This window comes from Roseobacter sp. OBYS 0001, assembly GCF_019654895.1.
Taxonomy (GTDB): domain Bacteria; phylum Pseudomonadota; class Alphaproteobacteria; order Rhodobacterales; family Rhodobacteraceae; genus Roseobacter; species Roseobacter litoralis.
Map to the genome: position 1 here is coordinate 267,737 of NZ_BPES01000003.1, position 21,838 is coordinate 289,574.

The 21,838-nt window shown below is 59.4% G+C and carries 21 protein-coding genes; 12 read left to right on the forward strand and 9 right to left on the reverse strand.

Features of this window, described 5'->3' with window-relative positions; all coding sequences use genetic code 11:
- The first annotated feature begins 35 nt into the window (after window positions 1-35).
- From K5Q35_RS09055 to K5Q35_RS09070, 4 genes are all read left to right on the forward strand, one after another.
- Window positions 36-635, forward strand: a complete 600-nt coding sequence (locus K5Q35_RS09055) for a uracil-DNA glycosylase family protein (RefSeq protein ID WP_220799451.1) — start codon at window positions 36-38, stop codon at window positions 633-635.
- Window positions 610-1,407: an SseB family protein gene (locus K5Q35_RS09060; protein ID WP_013962912.1), complete on the forward strand. Its 798-nt coding sequence runs from the start codon at window positions 610-612 to the stop codon at window positions 1,405-1,407. Before K5Q35_RS09055 ends, K5Q35_RS09060 begins: the two co-directional genes overlap by 26 nt.
- Before the next feature lie 172 nt (window positions 1,408-1,579).
- The gene (locus K5Q35_RS09065; protein ID WP_220799319.1) at window positions 1,580-2,104 is read left to right on the forward strand and encodes a YHS domain-containing (seleno)protein; all 525 of its coding nucleotides are present in this window, start codon (window positions 1,580-1,582) and stop codon (window positions 2,102-2,104) included.
- Complete coding sequence (locus K5Q35_RS09070) at window positions 2,104-2,598, forward strand: rhodanese-like domain-containing protein (protein WP_013962910.1); 495 nt, start codon at window positions 2,104-2,106, stop codon at window positions 2,596-2,598. The genes K5Q35_RS09065 and K5Q35_RS09070 overlap by 1 nt, the downstream gene beginning before the upstream one ends.
- A 2-nt stretch (window positions 2,599-2,600) precedes the next feature.
- Here K5Q35_RS09070 and mdoH read toward each other — a convergent pair whose 3' ends face one another.
- From mdoH to K5Q35_RS09105, 7 genes are all read right to left on the reverse strand, one after another.
- Window positions 2,601-4,493 carry a glucans biosynthesis glucosyltransferase MdoH gene (mdoH, locus tag K5Q35_RS09075; protein WP_220799320.1) on the reverse strand — a complete coding sequence of 631 codons (1,893 nt, stop codon included), beginning with the start codon at window positions 4,491-4,493 and terminating at the stop codon, window positions 2,601-2,603.
- Entirely contained in the window at window positions 4,490-6,016 is a 1,527-nt protein-coding gene (locus K5Q35_RS09080) for a glucan biosynthesis protein (protein ID WP_220799321.1), read from the reverse strand. Before K5Q35_RS09080 ends, mdoH begins: the two co-directional genes overlap by 4 nt.
- Complete coding sequence (locus tag K5Q35_RS09085) at window positions 6,016-7,236, reverse strand: OpgC family protein (protein WP_220799322.1); 1,221 nt, start codon at window positions 7,234-7,236, stop codon at window positions 6,016-6,018. The genes K5Q35_RS09080 and K5Q35_RS09085 overlap by 1 nt, the downstream gene beginning before the upstream one ends.
- Before the next feature lie 48 nt (window positions 7,237-7,284).
- Complete coding sequence (locus tag K5Q35_RS09090; RefSeq protein ID WP_220799323.1) at window positions 7,285-8,625, reverse strand: tetratricopeptide repeat protein; 1,341 nt, start codon at window positions 8,623-8,625, stop codon at window positions 7,285-7,287.
- 184 nt (window positions 8,626-8,809) lie between these two features.
- Window positions 8,810-10,018, reverse strand: coding sequence for a CaiB/BaiF CoA-transferase family protein (locus K5Q35_RS09095; RefSeq protein ID WP_220799324.1), 1,209 nt, complete (start codon window positions 10,016-10,018; stop codon window positions 8,810-8,812).
- The gene (locus K5Q35_RS09100) at window positions 10,002-11,663 is read right to left on the reverse strand and encodes a thiamine pyrophosphate-binding protein (RefSeq protein WP_220799325.1); all 1,662 of its coding nucleotides are present in this window, start codon (window positions 11,661-11,663) and stop codon (window positions 10,002-10,004) included. Before K5Q35_RS09100 ends, K5Q35_RS09095 begins: the two co-directional genes overlap by 17 nt.
- 83 nt (window positions 11,664-11,746) lie before the next feature.
- Window positions 11,747-12,310 carry a GcrA family cell cycle regulator gene (locus K5Q35_RS09105; protein ID WP_013962903.1) on the reverse strand — a complete coding sequence of 188 codons (564 nt, stop codon included), beginning with the start codon at window positions 12,308-12,310 and terminating at the stop codon, window positions 11,747-11,749.
- Window positions 12,311-12,699: 389 nt separating this feature from the next.
- Here K5Q35_RS09105 and K5Q35_RS09110 point away from each other — a divergent pair, with 389 nt between their 5' ends.
- Together K5Q35_RS09110 and argF are read left to right on the forward strand one after the other, a co-directional pair.
- The gene (locus tag K5Q35_RS09110) at window positions 12,700-13,875 is read left to right on the forward strand and encodes an aspartate aminotransferase family protein (protein ID WP_220799326.1); all 1,176 of its coding nucleotides are present in this window, start codon (window positions 12,700-12,702) and stop codon (window positions 13,873-13,875) included.
- Between the two features lie 60 nt (window positions 13,876-13,935).
- On the forward strand, window positions 13,936-14,862 hold the full coding sequence (gene argF, locus K5Q35_RS09115; RefSeq protein WP_220799327.1) for an ornithine carbamoyltransferase: 927 nt from the start codon (window positions 13,936-13,938) through the stop codon (window positions 14,860-14,862).
- Between the two features lie 4 nt (window positions 14,863-14,866).
- On the opposite strand, the gene hrpB is transcribed toward argF, so the two are convergent.
- Entirely contained in the window at window positions 14,867-17,308 is a 2,442-nt protein-coding gene (gene hrpB / locus K5Q35_RS09120; protein ID WP_220799328.1) for an ATP-dependent helicase HrpB, read from the reverse strand.
- A gap of 93 nt (window positions 17,309-17,401) precedes the next feature.
- Between hrpB and meaB the strand changes: the two genes are divergently transcribed.
- The 4 genes from meaB (at window position 17,402) to K5Q35_RS09140 (ending at window position 19,821) form a co-directional block, all read left to right on the forward strand.
- Window positions 17,402-18,391 carry a methylmalonyl Co-A mutase-associated GTPase MeaB gene (meaB, locus tag K5Q35_RS09125; protein WP_220799452.1) on the forward strand — a complete coding sequence of 330 codons (990 nt, stop codon included), beginning with the start codon at window positions 17,402-17,404 and terminating at the stop codon, window positions 18,389-18,391.
- Between the two features lie 136 nt (window positions 18,392-18,527).
- Window positions 18,528-18,827, forward strand: a complete 300-nt coding sequence (rpmB, locus tag K5Q35_RS09130; protein ID WP_013962898.1) for a 50S ribosomal protein L28 — start codon at window positions 18,528-18,530, stop codon at window positions 18,825-18,827.
- 100 nt (window positions 18,828-18,927) lie between these two features.
- A complete protein-coding gene (locus K5Q35_RS09135) occupies window positions 18,928-19,281 on the forward strand; it encodes a hypothetical protein (protein WP_220799329.1) in 354 nt (117 codons plus the stop codon).
- A 45-nt stretch (window positions 19,282-19,326) separates the two neighbouring features.
- Entirely contained in the window at window positions 19,327-19,821 is a 495-nt protein-coding gene (locus K5Q35_RS09140; RefSeq protein ID WP_220799330.1) for a copper chaperone PCu(A)C, read from the forward strand.
- Between the two features lie 12 nt (window positions 19,822-19,833).
- Here K5Q35_RS09140 and K5Q35_RS09145 read toward each other — a convergent pair whose 3' ends face one another.
- The gene (locus tag K5Q35_RS09145; RefSeq protein WP_220799331.1) at window positions 19,834-20,526 is read right to left on the reverse strand and encodes an NAD-dependent deacylase; all 693 of its coding nucleotides are present in this window, start codon (window positions 20,524-20,526) and stop codon (window positions 19,834-19,836) included.
- A gap of 138 nt (window positions 20,527-20,664) precedes the next feature.
- On the opposite strand from K5Q35_RS09145, the gene K5Q35_RS09150 reads away from it, so the two are divergent.
- Both K5Q35_RS09150 and infA read left to right on the forward strand, forming a co-directional pair.
- Window positions 20,665-21,540 (forward strand): carbon-nitrogen hydrolase family protein, encoded by an 876-nt coding sequence (locus tag K5Q35_RS09150; protein ID WP_220799332.1) that lies wholly within the window; start codon window positions 20,665-20,667, stop codon window positions 21,538-21,540.
- Window positions 21,541-21,617: 77 nt separating this feature from the next.
- Entirely contained in the window at window positions 21,618-21,836 is a 219-nt protein-coding gene (infA, locus tag K5Q35_RS09155; RefSeq protein WP_005978431.1) for a translation initiation factor IF-1, read from the forward strand.
- Window positions 21,837-21,838: the final 2 nt, after the last annotated feature.

Genomic DNA, 21,838 nt, shown 5'->3' on the forward strand with positions numbered 1-21,838 from the left:
TTCACCCTGCGCACCGATAAAGTGCGCAAGTGGTGATGCTTCAGGATCAGATCAGAGACTGCCGTTTGTGCGCTGAGCGCTTCGCGGCCACCGCGACGGCACATGAACCGCGCCCCGTTGCATGGTTTGAGCCGCAGGCGCGGGTGCTGATTGCAGGGCAGGCGCCGGGGATGCGGGTTCATAAGTCCGGTAAACCTTTTTCTGACCCTTCAGGGGACCGGTTGCGCAGCTGGATGGGTGTGTCAGAGCAGGTATTTTATGACCGTGCACAGGTGGCTATCGTGCCGATGGCGTTCTGTTTTCCGGGCTATTCGGCGTCCGGCAGTGATCTGCCGCCGCCCCTGATTTGCGCGCAGACATGGCATGACAAAGTGATTGCTGACCTGCCGCACATAGGGCTCACTCTGATTGTTGGCAGCTATGCAATGAAATACCATCTGGGCCTTAAGTCGTCGTTCACGCAGGCCGTGCACAGCTGGAAAGATCGAGATGAGGACATCTTTGTCTTGCCGCACCCAAGCTGGCGCAATACGGGATGGCTCAAGAAAAACCCATGGTTCGAAGAAGAGGTGCTGCCTCGTCTGCGATCGCGTTTAAAGGATGTTCTGCATGACAGACCTGACCCCTCTGGATAAGGCCCATGCCCTGATGATTGCGGATGAGGAAAACGATCAGGCGCGCTTGGGGTTCTACGAAAGACTGGCAGAGAGTGAGCTGTTCCTGATGCTGGCCGAAGACCTCAACGCCGCGGATGACGCTGTATCGCCCGAGATATTTGAACTGGAGGGCGTGAAATATGTGCTGGTGTTCGACCGCGAAGAGCGTCTGGCCAGTTTTGCCGGGCAGGTGACCCCCTATATTGCGGTGTCCGGTCGGACCATTGCCGGGATGCTGGCGGGGCAGGGGATTGGGCTGGGTGTCAATCTGGACGTGGCCCCGTCGTCAATTCTATTGGCGGATGCGGCGGTGGACTGGTTGCACCAGACACTGGGGAACGCACCGGATGAGGTTGAGGAAAAGGTCGCAGAGCTTTCGCCCCCCAAAGGCCTGCCGGAGACGTTGATCAAGGCGCTGGATACAAAACTGGCCACCGCCATGGGGCTTGCGTCTTGCGCCTATCTTGTCGGTGTCCGTTTTGCGGGCGGGCGGAATAGTCATATGCTGGGGTTTGTCGATGCGCTGCCGCAGGCTGAAGGGGCGCTTGCCAGTGCAGCCGCCGAAGCGTTGACCTTTTCGGGCATCGAAGCAGGGGCGATGGATGTCGCCTTTTTCCTGAGCTCTGATCCCGTGGCCGCCAGAATGGAGCGTGTCGGCCTGCGGTTTGATCTGCCTCAGTTGCAACACTCCGTAACACAAATGCGCCCACCGCCCGGTTCGGATCCTGAAAACCCACCCAAATTGAAATAATTCACCCCTGCAGGGCGCGAATTCTCACGAAACGATCACGCGAACCGGCCATTTTTCACAAGCCTGAGAGGCGAGGGCCAAAGGGGTGCACCTGTGCGGTGCAAGCGGCTAAACCAGTTGACAGCGGTGCAAAAGCGCCCGTTGATGAAAAATGCCAGACTGGAGTATTCCGATGCGTTTCCCACTTAAGATGATCGCCGTTGCGGCAACTGCCATAACCCTTGCCACATCTGCTTTTGCGGGCGATCAATATGTCGACCCGACAGGCTTTGCCGTTTCCGGATATGATGTTGTTGCCTATTTCGACCTTGATCAGGCGCCTGTTGGTCAGGATCAACCCGCCGCTGTGCCGGGGAACAAAAACATCACGTCGACCTATAACGGTGCGACATTCGCGTTTTCCAGCGAGGCGAACAAAGCGCGCTTTGACGCGGACCCCGCAGCCTTTGCGCCGCAATATGACGGGCATTGCGCCTATGGTGTTGCCAAGGGCGGCAAAGTCCCCGGAAACCCGGAACTGTGGCGCATTCTTGATGGTAAATTGTATCTCAACATCACGGAAAACGTTGTGGGCTTCTGGGAAGAGGATATTCCCGGTAACCTGACCCTGTCCGAAAACAACTGGGTGAGCCTTGAGCCGGCGGCCGCCTCCGACCGAGTGATCCCGCAGTTCAGCAGTGACGCTCCCGTGAACTGATGCGGCAACCAGATCCGATCGAACAAAGCCAAAAATCCCCGTTGCGCATGTCGCGGCGGGGATTGCTCGTTGTTGCCGTCGCGGGGGTGGCCACGGGCGGAGCCGTTGCTGCGCAGTGGTTCAACATCCTCGCTGAAAACGGCGAAGCCGCGCTAAGCCCTCCGGATGTGCATGAGGCAGCACGCAGCGGGGATGTCGTGCTCATTGATATCAGGCGACCCGAAGAATGGGCGCATACTGGTATCGGTGAAGGCGCTGTTCCCATAGATATGCGCCGTCCGGATTTTGTAGAAGCGCTGCTTGTTGCGACACAAGGGGACAAATCGCGTCCTGTCGCATTGATCTGCGCACGCGGTGTCAGATCGCGCCATATGTCCAAACAACTCGCCGCCGCAGGCTTTACGCGCATCATTGATGTGCCAGAGGGGATGCTGGGATCAGGTGCGGGTCCGGGCTGGCTGAACCGTGGCTTGCCGGTCGTCGCCTTCCGATAACGCTATTCGGCCGCTTGATGTGGTCGGTCAAGAATGGTCAAGAGCTGTCGCCTTTTGCGCCGGGCATTCTGTACGATACCCGGTTCGCGCAGCGTCAGCGGGCTTTGCATGCGCAAGGGCCCTGGCAGATAGCGTGCAACGGGCAAGGCACTGGCAGCAGACAGTGGCACGGCCAACAGCAGGCTGGCTGCAATCGGGATCAGCCACAACGACACCAGACCCGACACAAGACCCATTGTCAGAACAATACCAACGCCGGTTTCCACCCAGTGAAAGCGCAACAGGTCCTTAAGAGGATAGGCCACCGCCGTGCGGTTCTGTGCTGCCCATGTCATCTCGCGGCCAATGGCCGTCCGCACGACAGCGCGCGTTTGCTGGATCATCAGGATCGGGGCATAGGCAATGGACAAGAACACTTCGACCCCAAAGGCGGACAAAAAGGCACGGCGCCCGCCATACAGACGCGTGGCTTTGGGATGTGCGGCGATAATGCCCGCGCCGACCAATTTGGGCATCAGCAGCATGGCATACATGATCATAAGAAAGACCGCAGAATCGATGTGGCTCATGGCGGGCGGCCAGTCGGGAAACAGCGGATTGGCCTCATTGAAATAGCTGATCACGTTGGTATCGCGGTCCTTGCCCAGCAAAGACCAAACGATGAGCAACACGAACCACGCGGGTGACAGCAAATAGCTGACCGCGCCATGCAGCAGGTGAAACCGCGAGACAGGATGCAGCCCGGCAGTGCCCAGCAGACGCAGGTGTTGCAGGTTGCCCCGACACCAGCGTTGATCGCGCAGTACATAATCGATCAGCGTGCCGGGTGTTTCTTCGAAGCTGCCGGTCAGGCGTGGCATGAAACGTACGCGCCAGCCTGCGCGCCGCAAAAGGCCCGCTTCGACAAAGTCATGACTGAAGATCAGATCTGATCGCCCCCCTCTGCGAGAGAGCCTCGGCAACCCGGCGCATGCCGCAAAAGCCCGGGTGCGAATGATTGCGTTGTGACCCCAGTAATTGCCTTCGCCTCTGGCCCAGTTTGCCAGCCCTTCGGACATCAGCCAGCCATAGGCGATGTTTGAAAACTGCTGGAGGCGCGCAAACAGCGTCTCCGCCCCGATCAGAACCGGGCATGTCTGGATCAGCGCGGCCTGCGGGTCTGCGCTGAGTTCATATGCGAGGCGGTCGATGGCCTGCCCCGTCATCAGACTATCCGCGTCCAGCACAACCATGGCGTCATGCGCTGCACCCCAACCGGTGATCCAATCCACCAGATTGCCAACTTTCTTATCGGTGTTTTCGGCCCGGCGGCGGTAAAAGACACCCATGCCCGCAGGGGCGGAGACTTGCAGCAAGCTGTAGGCGCGCTCTTCTCGTGCAGCAGTTGGCGCATCGCGCGTGTCGGACAGGATGAACAACGTGTAACGGTGGTGGGCTTTCTGGCGGGCCAGATCATCGAGCATGGCCGCCGCGTTGCCGAAAACATCGCTGGTCGCTTCGTTGTAGATCGGCATCAGCAAGGCGACATCCATTGGCGCTGCGTGCCCTTTGGCGCATTGTGCGTCAGTGGCCCGCGCCAACAGACCGGCAAGGGCGATGCCGATTGTGCTGACCGAGAGGCTGACCCAGATAAAGGTGAGACCGATCAGGCTGAGCAGAAACCACTCAAGACCCGCCATGCCCGTTTCCGAAAACCACCCGTAGATGCCGCGCATCAAGAGCACGGTCCCGACCAATGCGGGCACGAAAAGCGCAAGACGCCAGTAAAGGGATGTCTCAGGGCGATCCTGCTTGGGCGCATTGTTGACCGGGTGCTGGTCAAAGTCCTGCGCAAGCATCTCCAGCGGCGCGCGCCGGGGCATCGCCATAAACGCTGATTTGGCGTTTTCGCTCATGCGCGCGTCCAGCGGTAAAGCCAGATTTCGGAGAGGGGCGCATCCTGCAAGCGCAACTGGGCGCGGAACTCGACCAAATCCGCCTCTTGCGGGTGGAAGGTGAAGGCAAGGCGGGGTCCGCCGGTCTCCGGATTGCGTTGCACAAGCCCTTGTGACAGCTCACCGGTGCTGCTGCGCAAGATAATATCAAGCTGGCTCAGGTCGTCGGGCACATCTTCGCGGCCCTCAAAGTCGATGGCGACGACAATTCCGCCCTCCGGGCGCGCGCCCATCGCCGTGTCGCTGACACGCAGCGGCATGCCTGTCCGGGGGGCAGGATCGTCGGCCCAGTCCAGACGATAGGACATCTGGTGGCTTTCGCCCGCAGGCACAGGGGTTGCGGGGCGCCAATAGGACACGATGTTGTCGTAGATTTCCAGATCAGCGGGGATTTCAACAAGCGTGACCGCCCCTGGTCCCCATCCCTCGCCCGGTGTGACCCAAAGGGCGGGGCGGTTGTGGTAAAGCGCTTCGAGATCGGCAAAGTCGCGGAAGGCCCGCGCCCGTTGCATCAGGCCAAAGCCACGGGGGTCATCGTCGGTAAAAGCACTGATCTGCAGGTTCTTGGGATTGGCAAGCGGACGCCAGATGGTTTCGCCTGCACCATTATGGATCATCAAACCATCGCTGTCATGCACGGCCGGGCGAAAGTCGGAAAACCGCTCGCGCATCGTGGCATCGAACAGAAACATGGATGTCAGAGGCGCGATCCCAATGTGGGTCAGCGTCTCGCGGGCGAAAATCTCGGCCTCGACCTGCATGGTCAGCGTCTTGCCATGGGTGATGACGAACCGGTAAGCCCCGGTGCAGCTGGGACCATCGAGCAGCGCGTGCAACACCACATCAGGCGCACCGGGCTGCGGTGTTTCCAGCCAAAAGGCGATGAAATCGGGAAACTCTTCGCCCTCAGGGTCGGCGGTTTTCAACGCCAGCCCCCGCGCGGAGAGGCCGTATGTCTCGCCCGTACCGATGCCGCGAAAATAGCTGGCACCCTGAAAAACCGCGTATTCCTGAAAAATACCGGGCTCTTCGAGTTCCGCGCGCAGTCGCAGGCCGGAATACCCCAAGGTTTCATCTATCTCGACATCAGGAAATTTATCCGTGCTGTCAAAGACACCCATGTCAAATTTCAGCGGTCGCGCGCTGCCATTCTCGACGACGTTGATCTCAACCGGCTGCGGAAAATAGAGACCGGGTGGAAACACATCTACGCGCTGCGGGCCGTCTGTGTTTTCCCAAAGCGCATTGCGCCCGTCAAACCAGATTTTACGGTATTGATCATAGCTCAGGTTGCGCCAGCTTTCCGGGATCAGCGGGCGCGGCGCATAGGGTTTTTCCGCCAGCGCCTTGGCGCGCATTCTGACCTTTTGCGCATCGAAGGCCGTTGGTGCGCCCGATTGCAGCCCGGGTTCCTGCGCTGCCAGAACGATCGGGCGCAGGGCAGCCACAGCCACCAGAGATTTGAGAAGTTCACGACGTAACATTACCGCACCGCCTTTTTTCGCCAGGGTTGCGATTTAAACCATCCAACCCCATAGGCGACGCCAATCAGGACGGTAAAACCCGCCAGATTGACAATGATCTGATTAAACAGAGAGTTGCGCCCCAACGTGTCCAGCGCCACGCCAAGCAGCCGCGCGGTGAACATGGAGGTGATGAAAACGGCCAGTGACTGCTGCCCCACTTTCATGATGACGGCAAGGATGCGGCGCCACCCTTCGGCCAGCAAGCCGCCGGTCTGGGGGGGCAGAATGCGACGACCTGCTTCGCCCACGGCGATCCAGCACAGATAGGCAAGGGCCAGAAAATGCACGTAGCGCAGAACACCGAAGTCCGATTTGTTGATCAGGACGTTGTATTCCTTGCGCCACTCGCGCACTTCGGGCAGTTGCCGGGTAATGCGGAAATAGGCCAGCGGGATGATCACGAGAACAATCACCCCGGCCACGATCACCAACAGTTTGTGGCGCGGGGGCGGTGGTATCCAGCCTGCCATGAAGGCAAAGCCGGTGAAAAACACCAACTGCCATCCGAAGGGATTAAAGAACCAGTGCCGCTCTGACCATGGCTCAGCCGGGAGGGCGAGAACATCAACCTGCGCCCCGAGCCAAACACCGACAATCAGCGCGGCCGCCAGAGCGGGATGCGCGCGGTGGCAAGCAACGACCAGCGGCATCATCGCAAGCACCACGAGATACATTGGCAGGATATCAAAGTAATTCGGCACATAGGTCAGCGTCAAAAGCCCCAGCAAATTTTCCTCCGGCCGATTGAAAAACGGGTAGAGGTTCAGTTGCCCAACATAGTCGCGCTGAAAAAGTTCCGTGCTGTTCAAAAATACCATCGTGCCCGCGATGGCGAAAAACAGCGCGATATGTGCCCAATAGACTTGCCAGCATCGGAACGCGACACGCGCAGCCCCCATCAACAGCCCCTGATCGCGAAACACGGCACCAAATGCGATGGCAGAGGCCATGCCCGAACAAAAGACAAAGACTTCAGTGGCATCGGAAAAACCAAAGCGCGCGGGAATCCAAAGGGTCAGCCAGTTTCCGGGTGTATGCGCAATCAGGATGATGAACATGACTATGCCGCGAAAGAAGTCGAGGCGTGGGTCACGGATGCGCTGACCGGCCTGCGCGGTTTTCTGCGCAGGCGTCTCGCCACGCGTCAGAGGGAGTCGTGAGGGATCGGCAAGTGTCATGGCGGGTCTTTATGTCGTCGGTTGAGATTTGTCATCAGGGTGCCGCTGCTATTGGGCAGGGATCCGCCGGGCTTCGGCGATGGATGCCATACGCGTCTTGGTAAACCTGTCGGCTTGCCCGGCCCGCTGCCTGAGGCGGGCATGCAAGATGTGTTCAGTTTGCTCATAACGTCCGGCACGCAGCCCTGCATCAATGGTCAAGCGCTCGAAAACATCGCGTTGTGCATGGCTACCGCCAATGGACTGCATGTTTGGACGCGCAGAGGCCAGATCGCTGAAAGCAGCATCATAGCGCCCTTCGGCGAAAGCATTCAGCCCTGAGGCGGCGGCAACGCCGGGGTCGGCATAGCGCGCGGGCATCTCGCCGCTAGATTTGGCGTCACGTGCAAAACGCGCTGTCATCGCGCGCTGAGCATCCGGTCGCGAAGCCCCTGCCAAGGCCAGCATATAGTGCAGATCGGCAAAGACGACACAGCCGTCGTCGGTGCGCCGTTCTGCGATATCGGCCAGTTCGGCCCACCGCGGCCCAACTTCTAAGCCTTCCAGCTCAAGGCGCAACAACAGCGAGGTTGCATTCGATATGTCGCGGTAATCATCGGTTTTATCTGACCTGATCTGCGCATCATAAAGGCCCAATGCGACGTCAAGTTCACCACGGTCCATATGCAACAGCGCCTTGTGCCACCACACATGATATCTGAAATTGTTACAGTGATCCCAAGCAGCGGTGTTGTTTTCGATCAAGTCGATGCCGAGATCCGGACGCGCGGTCATGTCAAAAACATGTGCAACCGCATGTAAGCCCCAAGCGTCATCGGGCGCCAGTTCAAGCCCCGAGCGACCCGCTTGCTCGGCGTTGTCATATTCGCCGGTTTCTTCCAGCGTGAAGGCATGACAGCCCAATGCAAAGCCCCGCAGCGGGTGATCTTTGTCATGTGCTGGCAACACCCGCTCAATGGAGCGTCGCATGCCCTGCGCATCCCCCAGAATGAACCTGATCCCGTGGCTGACCTTCGCAGACAGCGTGTCTGCGGGATAGGCCTGCAATGTGCGTTCCATCGCAGCAACCGCGTCGGACGGTTTATCCGCCAGCCACGCGTCCAGCGCGTCAATCCATGCATGCTCTCGCGGATTTGCAGCATCAGATGAACGAGCGGCAAGCAGAGCCTCCTTAGCGGTCTGAACCAATTCGCGCCGCCCCATCATCAGCGAAAAAAGCCCCCGGGCGGCGTGGCCCATCGCAAAATTCGGCTCTGCCGTCAGGACCGCGCCCAAACACTGAGGCGTTGCTGTCCCATGCGCCAGAAAGGCGCGGATCATGCCGTTCCAGTCCTCCACCGCTTTTGCCGTTGATAAGGACACCGGACTTTGACAAATATCGAAATTCATTGAAAATACACCTTTTTACACCTGTTGTTTTCTGTTTATCGAAAAACGACAGTGTGCGAAGCGCTCGTGCAGAAGTTACACGTCAACGTGAAGGACTGTGTGGAAAAACGATGAATGTTTCACAGTTATCCTCAGAAAGTAACGTGATTTCAGCGGAAAACTGCGCATAGGATGATTGAATTAATCAGCTCTTGTCATCGGACAGACCGAAATCACGCAGCACTGTTTCGGTGTCCTGACCAAAGCGGGGGGGCGGGCGGTCATATCGCACCGGCGTGCGGGATAGTTTCAGTGGATTACCCAATAGCTGGACAGTGCCACCTTGCACCCCCGGTGCTGCCATTTCCTGTACAACACCGCGCGCTTTCGCCTGATCAGAATGAAGCGCCTCAGCCACTGTGTTGATCGGACCCACGGGCACTTTGACCGCGTGCAGGCGCGCGATCACGTCGGCTTTGGTGATGCCAGAAAGCCGTTCGGCAATCAGCGGGATCAGCACGTCGCGGTTCTCAATCCGCGCGAGGTTCGTGGTAAAGCGCGTATCGGCGGCCATCTCCGGGCACCCCAGCACATCGCAAAAACGTGCAAACTGCGCGTCATTTCCCACTGCGACCAAAACATGCCCGTCTGAACAGCCAAAAGCCTCATAGGGTACAATGTTGGGGTGTGCATTGCCGCGCCGCACCGGCAGTTTGCCGGAAGTGAGGTAATTGGTGCCCTCATTGATAAGCCATGCCATCTGCGCATCTACAAGCGACAGATCAATGTGCTGCCCTTCGCCGGTGGCATCGCGGTGGCGCAATGCTGCCAATATGCCGATGGTGGCGTACATGCCGCACATGACATCCGCGATCCCAACGCCAACTTTCATCGGCTGCCCCTCTGGCTCACCGGTCAATGACATGATGCCACCATAGCCCTGTGCCATGAGGTCGTACCCCGGTTGATCCCTGTTGGGTCCCGTGTGCCCGAAGCCCGAGATTGAGCAATAAACCAACGCGGGATGCGCAGCACAGAGTGCGGCGTGATCCAAGCCGTATTTTTCCAACCCGCCGGGTTTGTAATTCTCGATGACGACATCCGCGCGCGCCGCCAGCTTTTGAACAGTTTTCTGTCCATCCTCGGTCGACAGATCGATGCTTACGGACTGTTTGTTGCGGTTGGCGGCCATGAAGTAGGCAGAAAGATCGGTGCGTGACCCGTCATTATTGAGCGCATAGTTCGGCCCCCACCCCCTTGTGTCGTCGCCGCCCGTTTTCGGGTTTTCGACTTTCAGAACCGTGGCGCCCAGATCACCCAGCAGCTGTGTGGCCGTCGGCCCCGCGAGGATTCGGCTCAGGTCAAGTACGACAAGACCATCCAGCGCGCCTTTCGACTTAGATTCGTCCGTCATAAGACCCCCGTTCGATTTTTGCAGCGATCACGGTAAACTTGTCCGCCGCCAGTGCTGTTTCCAGTGCGTCGCGCATTTCTGTACGGTTGTGCACTGTGACGCCGACGCCCCCAAAGGCACGTCCGATGGCGGCGAAATCGTGCTCTGCGAAGTCCACACCGTGGTTTGACAGTTGGCGGGCGCGTTGCTTAAGTTCGATCAGCGCGAGGGAGGCGTCTACGAAAACCACAAAGATCGTGCGCAGACCGAGTTCCGCTGCGGTCGACAATTCCCCGGCGACCATCAGGAATCCGGCATCTCCAGAAAAGGAGACAACAGGCGTGTCCTGTGTGGCCAGTGATGCCCCCATGGCCAGCGGCACCGCGCATCCCATTGTGCACAGTGCCGAGGATTGGATCAGGCCGCGCGGCGTGTAGCACTGCCACATCTGGCTGAGCAGGATGCGATGCGCACCGCTGTCCGCCGTGGCAATCGTGTTCCGGGGCAAGATGGCGCGACAGGTGTCAATGACGGCGGCCGGGCCCCAGTCATCACCCGTCGGGAAAGCCGCTGCCAACGCTGTTTTTGTAGCCTCAGGGGCGTGATCCGGCCATGTGTTTGCCGGCGTGATCCCGTCTGAAAGGGCCTCAAGGGTTGCCCCGCAATCTGCGATGATGTTCAGGCTGGCCTGATGCATGTAGTGATGGTTTGGCGCGGCGGTGATGTCGATGATGTTCTGCGTCTGTGGTGTCCAGACGTCACGCCAGCCGGTGCGCATTTCGATCGGGTCATAGCCCAGGCATAGGATCAGGTCTGCGGCGTTCAGCAGAGGCAAAAGGTGCGTATCCGCAAGCGGTGACAGGCCTGCGCCGCCAAGCGCCAGCGGGTGATCTTCGGGGATGATCCCTTTTGCCTTATACGTTGTGATCACCGGGACACCGAAGGTTTCAGCAAATTGCACGAGCGCAGCGCCGCAGCCCTCATTCATCGCATCAACACCTGCGACAATGATCGGGCGTCGGGCGGACGTCAGCCAATCGCGCGCCTGTGACAGGTCGCTTCCCGCAGGGGCCGTTGACGCGGCAGGCTGCCGGTCTGGTGGCGCTTTGGCGGGCACAAGGCTGTCGGCGACAGAAATCGGCACATCAATATGCACCGGTCCGGGGCGACCCTCTGTTGCGATCGCTACAGCCTTGTCGGCGATGATGTGCGCCGCACCTTGCACAAGCGTGAAGCTGACTTTGGTGATCGGGCGAAAGACAGCCTGCTGATCCAGAACCTGATGCGTGTAGCTCTGCGCCTCGTCTGCGTCCACGGCGCCCGCCAGAACGATCAGCGGCACGCGGTCCTGATGTGCATTCGCAACCGCGTTCACACCGTTCAAAGCACCGGGACCAACCGTTGCCACCAAAATACCTGGTGCGCCGGTCTGGTGATATGCGCCTTCGGCCATGAAGGCGGCTGCATTTTCATGCTTGGCGAGGATAAAGGTGATGCCCGCCGCCTCCAAAGCGTCAACCAGCGTCAGGACTTCCCCGCCGGGCATGCCAAAAGCATAACGGCACCCTGCCCGGTAAAGGCGTTGTGCGACCGCATCGGCAGCGCGAATTTGGGTTTTGGTGATCACCATGGCAGTCTTTTCGCTTTTTGAGTACGACAGGGTCATACCTGACCCAAAGCCACGCGCAACTCACCTTTGTGTTTGTGATATTTCAAAAGGGCCGCGATGGCGAACCGGTCAGGCAAGGATCAGCGGCGGCGGTCCCGGCGGGACGACATAGGCTGAAACGCAACGCCGACATGTGCCTCGCAATAGGGTTTGCCCTGTTGCACCGTCAGACCGCAAAACCAGAAGTCGTCCGTCGCAGGGTCGCCCACGGGCCATTTGCAGGTCCGCTCGGTCAGTTCCATCAGCGTCAGCCGTTTGGCTTTTTTCTCGATGGCCGAGACCTTGGCGAGGGCTTCCGGGCTGATCTCATTTGCGGATGGCTGCGGCGGCAGAGGCTGCCCGGCCGGGATAATCTGTTTGCGCGCAGGCAATGGTTTGGGTGCTGCGGGTTCGGGGGCCGCTTTCGCAGCGGGCTCCGCCGGCTTGGGGGTCGGTTTGGGCTTGGTGTCCGCTTTCGGTGCAGCTTTGGCTTTGGTCTCGGTCTTTGTGCTGGTCGTGGCACGGTTCGACAGGCCCAGCCGGTGCACCTTGCCAATGACGGCATTACGGGTCACACCGCCGAGCTCCTTGGCGATCTGACTTGCGGATTGGCCTTCGCCCCACATCTTTTTGAGCAGTTCAACCCGTTCGTCTGTCCAGGACATCAGCATTCCTCAATTCAAAAGGCGGCCCGTTGATCAGGACCGCCACTATGTCAGCGTAGTCTCTTATTCTAAAGACTAGACGCGGAGATACAAGCCGCGAACGCCCTTTGAGCAAGCTTAAACCGCTTTATTATGGGTAGGAATCGCCACCGGTGGATAAATTCTGCTTTGCAAATCGGCAGCCTTGTCCTAAACCGGGTGCATGTTGATGTTCAGAAAACCCCTCATGCGACGACAGGCTCGACGCACCGGCTGAAGCCGAAACCCGAAAGACCGCATGTCTTTGCGGTCACTGAATCAACTGAAAATCTGTAAACATTATTGACCTGTGTCTCCGGCTCATGCACGTTCTGCGTTCTGGCCTGCGACCCCTACCTGAGGATGATCCGATGATCCCCACTATACTGCCGACCTATGCCCGTGCCCCCCTGAGCTTTGTAAAAGGTGAAGGCTCCTGGTTGATTGAGGCAGATGGGCGACGCTTTCTTGATCTGGCGGCGGGGATTGCGGTCACGGCTCTGGGGCATGCGCATCCAAAGCTGGTTAAGGCTCTGACGGATCAGGCAGAGGCGCTATGGCACACCTCGAACCTCTATCAGATTCCGCAGCAGCAAAACCTCGCCGACAAGCTTACCGATCTGACCTTTGCCGATACGGTCTTTTTCACCAACTCGGGCACCGAAGCCTGCGAGTTGGCTGTCAAGATGGCGCGCAAATACTGGAACGACAAAGGCAAGCCGGAAAAATCGCAGATACTGGCGTTTTCGGGGTCATTTCACGGGCGCTCTGCGGCTGGTATCGCGGCGGCGGGGTCTGAGAAAATGACCAAAGGGTTTGGCCCACTTTTGCCCGGGTTCACGCATTTGGAGTTCGGCGACCACGACGCGCTGACAGCAGCTTTTGACGACACCACAGCGGCCGTCATTATAGAACCTATTCAGGGGGAGGGCGGCATTCGCCCGGTGCCGGATCAATGTCTCAAGGGCTTGCGCGATCTGTGTGACACGCATGGCGTGCTGCTGATCTTTGACGAAGTACAATGCGGCGTGGCGCGCACGGGCAGGCTTTTTGCGCATGAATGGGCTGGGGCGACACCGGACATCATGATGGTTGCCAAAGGCATCGGGGGCGGGTTTCCCATCGGGGCCGTGCTGGCCACCGAAGAGGCCGCCTGCGGCATGACGCTGGGCACGCATGGATCGACCTATGGCGGCAATCCGCTCGGTTGTGCGGTTGGCTGCGCGGTTCTGGATCACGTTGCTGATCCTGCGTTTCTCGCGGATGTGGCCCGCAAGGGGGCCTTGATGCGCCAACGGCTTGAGGGTCTTGTAGCAGAGCATCCCGAGGTCTTTGAAAGCGTGCGTGGCTCTGGCTTGATGCTGGGTATCAAATGCTGTGCGGCAAACACGGACGTTGTCGCGGCGGGCTATCACGAATTGATCCTGACCGTTCCGGCGGCTGACAATGTGGTGCGCCTGCTGCCACCGCTCACGATTTCAGACGATGAGATCTCGGATGCCGTCGCGCGGCTTGGTGCTGCGGCGCGCAGTATTCAAGCAGCCTGAGTACGTAACCCATAGTTTGGGCGGCGCGAAGATCGCCGTCCTTGAACAGAGTAAGATACAATGAACCATTTTCTAGATATTCACCTGACCGACCCTGCCGATTTGCGTGGGATCATTGATCAGGCAGCAACCATGAAAAACGCGCGGCTTGGACGCCCCCGTGGCGCGCCGGATGACACGCAACCGCTGAAAGATCATATGGTGGCGCTGATCTTCGAAAAGCCGTCGACCCGAACGCGTGTGTCCTTTGATGTTGGGGTGCGGCAGATGGGGGGGCAGACAATGGTCTTGTCCGGCTCTGACATGCAACTGGGCCATGGTGAGACCATCGCCGATACTGCCCGCGTACTGAGCCGCTATGTTGACCTCATCATGATCCGCACCTTTGATGAGGCCGTGCTGACCGAGATGGCAGAGTTTGCGACCGTCCCGGTGATCAACGGTCTGACTGACCGCACGCATCCTTGTCAGATCATGGCCGATATCCTGACGTTTGAAGAGCATCGCGGCCCGATCGCTGGAAAAAAGGTGGTCTGGTCGGGGGATGGCAACAACGTGTGCTCGTCGTTTCTGCACGCGGCTGGGCAGTTTGGCTTTGATGTGACCTTTACCGGCCCGCCAACACTGGACCCGGAGCCAGAGTTTATCGATCTGGCTCGTTCCAAAGGGGTGAATGTTGCTGTGGAGCGTGACCCGGCCAAGGCCGTCGAGGGGGCCGATCTGGTGGTCACGGACACGTGGGTCTCCATGCATGACGCGCAATCGGCGCGCGAACGTCGCCACAACCAGCTGCGGCCCTATCGGGTGGATGCGGCATTGATGTCGCACGCCAAGTCGGAAGCGCTTTTCATGCATTGCCTGCCTGCGCATCGCGACGATGAGGCCACATCCGAGGTGATGGACGGGCCACAGTCCGTGATCTTTGATGAAGCTGAAAACAGGCTGCATGCGCAAAAAGCCATCATGCGCTGGTGTCTGGCCGTCTAGTGTTTCACCGGCGGCGCGGTTTGGCCCGGAGTGTCGGGTCCGCCGCCGTTGGGTCTTCGGGCCAGGGATGTTTGGGGTACTGGCCCCGCATGTCTTTGCGCACGTCCGCGTAGGACGAGGCCCAAAAGCCCGGCAGGTCTTCGGTGACCTGTACGGGGCGTTGGGCGGGCGAAAGCAACGTGATCTGAACCGGTGTTCCGGCGATCGTGGGGTGTTGTGTGACGCCAAAGAGTTCCTGTAGCCGGACCGCGATGCAAGGCTGGTGTCCGTCGTAGTCGATTGCAATTTTGCGGCCAAGCGGCGTGAGGAAATGGGCAGGTACGGCGCGATCCAATGCTTGCATCCGGTCCCAGCCCAGATGTGCCTGCAGCGCTGAGGTGATGTCAAAGCGGCGCCAGTCGCTGGTCGTTTTGACGCCCGTCATATGCGGCAGCAGCCATGTTTCAAGGGTATCCATCAGTTGCGTTTCGCTCAGGTCCGGAAAATCTGCATGCGCACGGCGCATCAGCGCGGCGCGTGCCATGAGCCGTTTTGCCGCTTTGGTGGGCAGTAGGCCCAATTGGCGAACCCCCTCCAGCATTGCAATTGCGATGTCCTGCGCAGGTGCGTCGCGCCATATCCGGTTGTCCAGCACAAGTGCGCCGAACCTTTCCTGCTGACGTGCTTCAACACGGTTCTCGCGGCGTGACCACTGACAAACGTCATGCCATGCAACCTGATCTGTAAAGACCTCGCGCAGGTTTTGCTCGGACAGGGTGGCGGCCTGCCTGATGCGCGCCTCGCGTGGGTCACCGTCCAGATCGGTTGCAATAATCAGCCGCGCCTGCGCCATGGGGTCTGCATCGGGCAGGCGCGCGCCTTTGCCGCCAGCGAGGATATATCGCGGAGCATCTCCCGCCCGGCGCAAACCGATGCGATCCGGATAGGCCAGTGCCGCCAGCAGGGCGATGTTTTCCGGGCCTGTGCCGCGTGTGTTTCGGGCGAGCCTTTTGGCTTCCTGCTGGATGCGCTGAACGGTCGGGCGGTGCGGTTCAAAGGCATGTGCACGTTGAAAGGCGGCAGGGTCGCGCACAGCGTCAAACCGCAAAGTGAGATCGCAGGACGCGCCGCGCAAAACGTCACGCTCTGCCAATAAGGCCGCCAGCAGTGGGGCGTTTTGTCCCCCCAAAGCCACCATATGGGCCAGCCGGGGATGCAGCGGCACTTGCGCCAGAGCGCGACCGTGCGCTGTGATCCGCCCCCTGTCATCCAATGCGTTCAACATGGCCAACACCGCATGGGCCTCGGCCAACCGCCCCTTATGCGGCGGTGAGACAAACCGCAGCGTGTCAGCAGAACTGCCCCAAAGCGCCACTTCGAGGGCGAAGGCGGTCAAATCGCCGACGTCGATTTCTGGTGGCGGGAATGCTGCCAATGCGCCATCTTCGCCTTTGGTCCAGAGCTTATAGCAGGCACCGGGGGCCATGCGACCAGCACGTCCGGCACGTTGGTGTGCTTCGGCCTTGGATACTTTTGTCGTCACCAGTCTGGCCATTCCTGACGCGGGGTCGAAAACAGCACGCCGCGACATGCCCGCATCGACAACCACGCGTATCCCTTCGATGGTCAGCGAGGTTTCGGCGATTGCGGTCGCAAGGACGACCTTGCGCCCGTCTTTGCAAGGCGCGATGGCGGCGCGCTGGTCTTTGAAATCCATCGCGCCAAAAAGAGGCTGCAGTAAGGTATCCTGCGGAATTTGGTTTTTGAGCAACGCAAGCGTGCGCCTGATTTCCCCCTCGCCGGGGAGAAAGGCAAGCACGCTGCCCTCTTCCGTTTTGAGTGCGTTCAGGATGAGATCGGCAGTGGCCGCTTCCAGCCTTTGGGTTTTGCCAATCGGTCGGGGCAGCCAGTGTTCAATCACGGGATAGCTGCGCCCCTGCGATGTGAGAACCGGCGCGCCCATCAGGTCCGCCACCGGGGCTGCATCCAGCGTGGCAGACATCACAACTAGCAGCAGGTCATCGCGCAGCGCCTCGGCGACCTCCAGACACAACGCAAGGCCCAGATCCGCGTTCAGTGACCGTTCGTGGAACTCGTCAAATATCACAGCGCCCACGCCGGGCAATTCGGGGTCGCTCTGAAGCATGCGCGTCAGGATGCCTTCGGTCACAACCTCGATCTTCGTGTCCTTGCTGACCTTGGACTGGCCCTTGATGCGATACCCGACACGACCCCCCAGGGGTTCACCCAGTGTTTGCGCCATGCGTTCTGCTGCGGCGCGGGCAGCCAGCCGCCGGGGCTCCAGCATCAGAATGCGCCCATCGGTCAAACCCGCTGACAGGATGGCCAAGGGCACGCGCGTGGTTTTACCGGCGCCGGGGGGGGCTTGCAGAACCACGCGTTTGTCATCGCGCAAGGCGTTGATGACCTCCGGTAAAATCGCATCAATTGGCAAAGAAAATGACATGTGGCCTCATAGCCGATGGTTGCAGGCGCGCCAAGCACTGGACATTTGCCAATCACTGCCGGAAAAACGTCAATGAACAAAGGGGCAGGGCATATGGAGACGGCGCAGCTTGCGGCAGGTGTCATCAAGGGCGAACGTCGCGCCTTGGCGCGGGCAATTACATTGGTCGAAAGCGCGCGTGAGGATCACCGGGTGCAGGCCAGTGAATTACTGCAACTGCTGCCCTTAGACCGGCAGGCCCTGCGCATCGGGCTGTCGGGCACGCCGGGCGTCGGGAAATCCACCTTTGTCGAAAGCTTTGGCATGATGCTGGTCGAAAAGGGCCTTCGGGTGGCCGTTTTGGCGGTCGATCCGTCATCCTCGCGTTCGGGGGGATCGATTCTCGGCGATAAAACCCGGATGGACAGACTGGCCCGTGCACCCAATGCGTTCATCCGTCCCTCACCCAGCCAAACGCATTTGGGCGGTGTTGCGCGCCGCTCGCGTGAGGCGGTGGCGCTTTGTGAGGCGGCAGGGTTTGACGTGGTGTTGATTGAAACCGTGGGCGTTGGCCAATCCGAGACCGTCGTCGCGGAAATCTCTGATCTGTTTCTGCTCTTGCTGGCCCCGGCGGGCGGGGACGAATTGCAGGGCGTCAAGCGCGGGATCATGGAGATCGCTGACATGATTCTGGTCAACAAGGCGGATGGCGATCTGAAGCCTGCGGCGACGCGCACCTGTGCTGATTATGCGGGCGCTTTGCGGCTGTTGCGCAAGCGGCCTCAGGACCCGGAGGGGTTCCCCAAGGCCGCGATGGTGTCCGCTTTGCATGAAAACGGTCTGGCCAATGTCTGGCAGGATATCGAAACGCTGATCGCCTGGCGGCGCGCGCAAGGGTTTTGGCACCGCACGCGCGCGGATCAGGCCCGCTATTGGTTTGGACAGGACGTGCGCAATGCCTTGCTTGGGCAGTTGGAAACACCACAGGCGCGCGCCGCTTTACAGTCCTTTGGCGACAAGGTTGCATCGGGTGAGATGCCCCCATCTGTGGCGGCGCAGTCCTTTTTGGCAGGGCTGGATCGTCGTGATGGGTCAAAGTCATGATTTTGCGTCCGGCTTGGGTTGACCGGAGGAGCGATTCCCACTAAAGCCAGCAAACGAATTTCCGGGGCGCGGCGTGACGCCAGCCCCTTTTGTCGTGACCGGACCGCCGGTGCGGCCCGAAAAAAAGGATGACCCCATGTCGCGCGTATGCGAATTGACCGGAAAAGGTCCGATGACTGGCAACAACGTCAGCCACGCCAACAACAAGACACGTCGGCGTTTCTTGCCGAACCTGAATGATGTGACCCTGCAGTCCGAAACACTGGGCCGCGCATTCAAGTTCCGCATTTCTGCCGCGGCACTGCGCACCGTGGACCACCGCGGTGGGTTGGATAAATTCATGGAAAAGGCCAAGGACAGCGACCTGTCTGCCAACGCCTTGAAAGTGAAAAAAGCGATCGGCAAAGCATCCGACGGTGCAGAAGCGCTGAGCTAAGCGCGACCTGAAATTATTTTCGAAGGCTCCGATCTGAAAAGGTCGGAGCCTTTGGCTTTTGGGCTGGAAACCAGCGCCTTCGGGGTCGTATACTGCTGGTATGTTGCGACCCTTGTCCTCCCCTGTTCTTGGCGTATTGGTAAGCCTGCTGTTGATCGCCACCGGTCACAGCATGGCGATGGCGCGCGGCGCTGCAGCGGCGACAGGGCAGATGGTGATTTGCACGGGTGCAGGCCCCACCACCGTATACACGGATGCCGGTGGCGCGCCCACCGGTGCGCCGCATATATGCCCCGATTGTATCTTGGTGTTCGGCGATCTTGCATCACCTGCCACACTGACCCCACAAACCGAGATCATCGGCACGCAGGCTAAAATGCTGCGGCCTGATGCTGCGCGCGCCTGCGACGTTGAGACCGGGTTTCTGAGCCGCGCACCGCCTGCCGTGCTCTGACCCACATAACCCAATCTAAACGTTAAAATTTTCGAGGAGACATCCATGTTCCTTTCTCATGTCTCGCGTGCTGTTCTGGCAGCCGCGTTGATCACACTGCCTACATTCGCCTTTGCCGATATCGTCATTGACGATCCCTATGCGCGTGCGTCGCGCCCCAATGCCCCAACCGGTGCTGCGTTCATGATGATCAAGAACACAGGGGAGACGGCGGATCGTCTGGTGTCGGCGACGTCAGATATCGCCAAACGGGTCGAGTTGCACACACACATCGACCAAGGCGATGGCGTCATGAAAATGGTGGAAATCGAAGAGGGTATCGAGATACCCGCTGGCGGCATGCACATGATGGCGCGCGGTGGCGATCACGTCATGTTCATGGGGCTGACCGAGAGTCTTGAGCAGGGCGGAGAAGTCTCCGTGACCCTGACGTTTGAGCAAGCGGGTGACGTCACTGTCATGATCCCGGTGGACAATGAACGCCAGCCAAAGCACGGCGCGATGAACCACGGTGATATGAACCACGACGCAACCAACTGATCGGGGCAGGAGTTATCCCCCCAGAACTTCTGCAACCCATTCGGGCACCGTCTGGGTTGCAGGTCCGATCCGGATATCATCGAACTGACTGCCAACCGCGGAGGGCTCAAGGTTGAACTCAAGCGTTTGCGCGCCGTGGCGGCGCGCTTCGGCCACGAAACCTGCTGCCGGGTAGACATTGCCTGACGTGCCGATGCCTGCGAAGAGGTCAGCCTGCGCGAGGTGATCATAGATTTCTTCCATGTCGTAGGGCATTTCCCCGAACCAAACGATATCCGGGCGTGCCGCAGGGGCCTTGCAGTGTGGGCATGCATCGCCGGGAGCCATAACCATCGGGGCGGGCCAGCGGAGATCACAAGCGCCGCACAAGGCCCCGTTGAGTGCGCCATGCATATGCATCACCCGTTTCATCCCGGCTTTTTCATGCAGGTCGTCGACATTCTGTGTGACCAAGACAACGTCGCCATCAAATGCAGCCTCCAGATTTGCGAGGGCCAGATGAGCGGCATTCGGTGCCGCCTCTGCGGCCTGGGCACGGCGGGCATTATAAAAATCGACCACAAGCTGCGGGTCACGCGCAAACCCTTCGGGCGTTGCCACATCTTCGATCCGGTGCTCGGCCCAGAGGCCGCCTTCAGCGCGAAACGTTCCAAGACCACTTTCCGCTGAAATTCCAGCACCCGTCAGTATTACAATTTTCTTCATATCGACTTTCCCATTGGTGGGCTCGTTGTGCCCAGTCTGCCGGTTCATGTCAAAGCCTGCGGGTTTTATCGTGCCTTGCTCTTGCGAAGGGGGCGGTTTTTCGAAACGGTGCGGCGCATACTCATTGAGGGTCGCGTGATGAAAATTGCTACTTCCGCCTATCCTTTGGATTTCCTGTCGTCTTGGGCGCAGTACGAAGATAAAATTTCCAGCTGGGTGGCGCAGGCTGCTCAACAAAACGCTGATCTTGCGGTATTCCCGGAATACGGCGCGATGGAACTTGCAACCCTCGCTGGTGCGTCTGCGGCTGCAGATCTGGAACAGTCGCTGATTGCGGTATCAGAGCGGTTGGCCGATGCAGATGCTTTGCACAAGAAACTGTCGATTGAATACGGTGTGCATATCCTCGCGGCTTCTGGCCCGGCGGTCACACCGACAAGGCCGGTCAACCGCGCCCGTCTGTTCACCCCGCAAGGCGGCGTCGGCGTGCAGGACAAGCAGATCATGACGCGGTTTGAACGTGACCCTTGGGACGTCATTGGTGGTGGCCCCTTGCAGGTTTTTGATACATCCATCGGCCGGATCGGCATTCTGATCTGTTATGATTGCGAATTTCCCTTGCTTGGCCGCGCACTTGCGGCCTGTGACATACTGCTGGTGCCATCCTGTACGGAAACGCTGGCCGGGTACTGGCGGGTGCGGATTGGGGCGATGGCCCGCGCGCTTGAAATGCAATGCGTGTCCGTCATGTCTTCGGTGGTCGGTACAGCGGATTGGTCCGAGGCGGTCGATGTCTCAGTCGGCGCAGGCGGTATTTTTGCCCCCCCAGACCGCGGCTTTCCAGAAACAGGCGTGTTGAGCCTTGGTGCGCTGAATGCAGCCGGTTGGACCATGGCCGAGGTTGATCTGCGCCACATCGCAAAGGTCCGTGCAGACGGGATTGTATTGGGCCAAAAGCACTGGTCAGAGCAGTCAGGCCGCGATGACACCGCGCCAATCGTCGATTTACGCTGAATCAGGCTTGAAAATACTTGCAAATGCGCTCATTTAGGCGGCGTCCACAAATGGTGGACGCGTTTGAAGGAGAAAACATGGCCAAGGAAGATACGCTCGAATTCCCCGGTGTCGTGAAGGAACTCCTGCCGAATGCGACATTCCGGGTCGAGCTTGAAAACGGCCATGAAATAATCGCACATACGGCAGGCAAGATGCGCAAAAACCGCATCCGGGTTCTGGCTGGCGATAAAGTTCAAGTCGAAATGACACCCTATGATCTGACAAAGGGTCGGATCAACTACCGCTTCAAATAGAC

Coding starts and splice junctions, on each gene's coding strand:
- K5Q35_RS09090 (WP_220799323.1), bottom strand. CDS start 8,625: ATGAATTTCGATATTTGTCAAAGTCCGGTGTCCTTATCAACGGCAAAA.
- K5Q35_RS09140 (WP_220799330.1), top strand. CDS start 19,327: ATGTTCCTTTCTCATGTCTCGCGTGCTGTTCTGGCAGCCGCGTTGATC.
- K5Q35_RS09145 (WP_220799331.1), bottom strand. CDS start 20,526: ATGAAGAAAATTGTAATACTGACGGGTGCTGGAATTTCAGCGGAAAGT.
- K5Q35_RS09085 (WP_220799322.1), bottom strand. CDS start 7,236: ATGACACTTGCCGATCCCTCACGACTCCCTCTGACGCGTGGCGAGACG.
- K5Q35_RS09100 (WP_220799325.1), bottom strand. CDS start 11,663: ATGACCCTGTCGTACTCAAAAAGCGAAAAGACTGCCATGGTGATCACC.
- K5Q35_RS09065 (WP_220799319.1), top strand. CDS start 1,580: ATGCGTTTCCCACTTAAGATGATCGCCGTTGCGGCAACTGCCATAACC.
- K5Q35_RS09150 (WP_220799332.1), top strand. CDS start 20,665: ATGAAAATTGCTACTTCCGCCTATCCTTTGGATTTCCTGTCGTCTTGG.
- argF (WP_220799327.1), top strand. CDS start 13,936: ATGAACCATTTTCTAGATATTCACCTGACCGACCCTGCCGATTTGCGT.
- K5Q35_RS09095 (WP_220799324.1), bottom strand. CDS start 10,018: ATGACGGACGAATCTAAGTCGAAAGGCGCGCTGGATGGTCTTGTCGTA.
- hrpB (WP_220799328.1), bottom strand. CDS start 17,308: ATGTCATTTTCTTTGCCAATTGATGCGATTTTACCGGAGGTCATCAAC.
- meaB (WP_220799452.1), top strand. CDS start 17,402: ATGGAGACGGCGCAGCTTGCGGCAGGTGTCATCAAGGGCGAACGTCGC.
- K5Q35_RS09110 (WP_220799326.1), top strand. CDS start 12,700: ATGATCCCCACTATACTGCCGACCTATGCCCGTGCCCCCCTGAGCTTT.
- infA (WP_005978431.1), top strand. CDS start 21,618: ATGGCCAAGGAAGATACGCTCGAATTCCCCGGTGTCGTGAAGGAACTC.
- K5Q35_RS09135 (WP_220799329.1), top strand. CDS start 18,928: ATGTTGCGACCCTTGTCCTCCCCTGTTCTTGGCGTATTGGTAAGCCTG.
- rpmB (WP_013962898.1), top strand. CDS start 18,528: ATGTCGCGCGTATGCGAATTGACCGGAAAAGGTCCGATGACTGGCAAC.
- mdoH (WP_220799320.1), bottom strand. CDS start 4,493: ATGAGCGAAAACGCCAAATCAGCGTTTATGGCGATGCCCCGGCGCGCG.
- K5Q35_RS09105 (WP_013962903.1), bottom strand. CDS start 12,310: ATGTCCTGGACAGACGAACGGGTTGAACTGCTCAAAAAGATGTGGGGC.
- K5Q35_RS09070 (WP_013962910.1), top strand. CDS start 2,104: ATGCGGCAACCAGATCCGATCGAACAAAGCCAAAAATCCCCGTTGCGC.
- K5Q35_RS09055 (WP_220799451.1), top strand. CDS start 36: ATGCTTCAGGATCAGATCAGAGACTGCCGTTTGTGCGCTGAGCGCTTC.
- K5Q35_RS09080 (WP_220799321.1), bottom strand. CDS start 6,016: ATGTTACGTCGTGAACTTCTCAAATCTCTGGTGGCTGTGGCTGCCCTG.
- K5Q35_RS09060 (WP_013962912.1), top strand. CDS start 610: ATGACAGACCTGACCCCTCTGGATAAGGCCCATGCCCTGATGATTGCG.